Annotated in this window: 2 protein-coding genes; both read left to right on the top strand. The window is 61.0% G+C overall.

Annotated features, from left to right (window positions below; translation table 11 throughout):
- Positions 1-266: 266 nt before the first annotated feature.
- Positions 267-665: a type VII toxin-antitoxin system MntA family adenylyltransferase antitoxin gene (mntA, locus tag B0684_RS13650; RefSeq protein WP_018650279.1), complete on the top strand. Its 399-nt coding sequence runs from the start codon at positions 267-269 to the stop codon at positions 663-665.
- The gene (hepT, locus tag B0684_RS13645) at positions 650-1,060 is read left to right on the top strand and encodes a type VII toxin-antitoxin system HepT family RNase toxin (RefSeq protein WP_018650280.1); all 411 of its coding nucleotides are present in this window, start codon (positions 650-652) and stop codon (positions 1,058-1,060) included. The genes mntA and hepT overlap by 16 nt, the downstream gene beginning before the upstream one ends.
- The last annotated feature ends 68 nt before the right edge of the window (positions 1,061-1,128 follow it).

The following is a 1,128-nucleotide window of genomic DNA, read 5'->3' as shown; positions in this document are numbered from 1 at the left end:
CTACAACGTCATCCCGGCCGCAGCGCCACCCCACCCCGTCATCCCGGCCGTAGCGAAGCGAAGAGCCGGGATCTCCCACGTCAGAGAAACACCAAACGCCGGTGCGGCCACCCACGCCAGAGACCCCGGATAACCACTCCACAGTTTCCGGGATAACGGCCAACAACAAAATCCTCTCCGCCCCAGTGTTGCCTCTACTAAGGATGCGCCAATCGCCCATGAATGCGAACGTGCACATTCAGAGACATCTCCCTACACTGGGATGCATGAGCAATCGCACCGAAATCGATCGCATTCGTGCCGTGTTGCGACACCATCACGAGCTGGAGCTAGCCATTCTGTTCGGGTCCCTGGCGAGCGGAAAAATGCTTCCACATAGCGATGTCGACCTGGCCGTCAGCGCGGGAGCGCCGCTTCCAGCCACCACGCGCATCGCGCTCATCGAAGAAATTGCCTCCACCACCGGGCGTCCTGTGGACCTTGTGGACCTCACCCAGGCCGGCGAACCCTTACTGGGCGAGATCGTCACACGCGGCATCCGCCTGACCGGACAAGACGAGGCCCACGCCCGCTTCCTCACGCGCCATTTGCTCGACCAGGCCGATTTCTCCCCCTACCGCGACCGCATTCTGGCCGAACGGAGACAAGCGTGGATCGCCGGGTAATCGAACAAAAGCTCGAAACGCTGCACTATTGCGTCCAGCGGGTCGCGCAACGTTGCCCCGACGACCCCAACCAACTCCAGCAAGACCCGGACACACAGGACATCATTGCCCTGAACCTGTCCCGTGCGGCGCGACAATGTGTCGACATTGGAGCCCATCTCGTGACCTCCCTCGAACTACCACCTCCGGACACCATGGGCGAGACATTCGATCGTCTCGCTGAAGGCGGCATCATTGAAGCGAGCTTGGCCGACCGGCTCAAGAAGGCCGTCGGCTTTCGCAACATCGCAGTCCATAACTACGAGCGCATCAACTGGGAGATCGTCCACGCCGTGTGCTCACGCCACCTCGACGACTTCCGGACCTTTGCACGCACAGTCAACGAACGCCTCTAACGCGTCACCCTTCAACCAGGTGCAACCATCGATTGGCACGACCAGCCCCCCGTAGGAGATTCTATGTC

Origin of the sequence: Thioalkalivibrio versutus (assembly GCF_001999325.1) — a bacterium.
In the GTDB taxonomy this organism is placed as follows: domain Bacteria; phylum Pseudomonadota; class Gammaproteobacteria; order Ectothiorhodospirales; family Ectothiorhodospiraceae; genus Thioalkalivibrio; species Thioalkalivibrio versutus.
The sequence above is the reverse complement of the archived record's forward strand: the minus strand, read 5'-3'. Positions and strand labels throughout refer to the sequence as shown.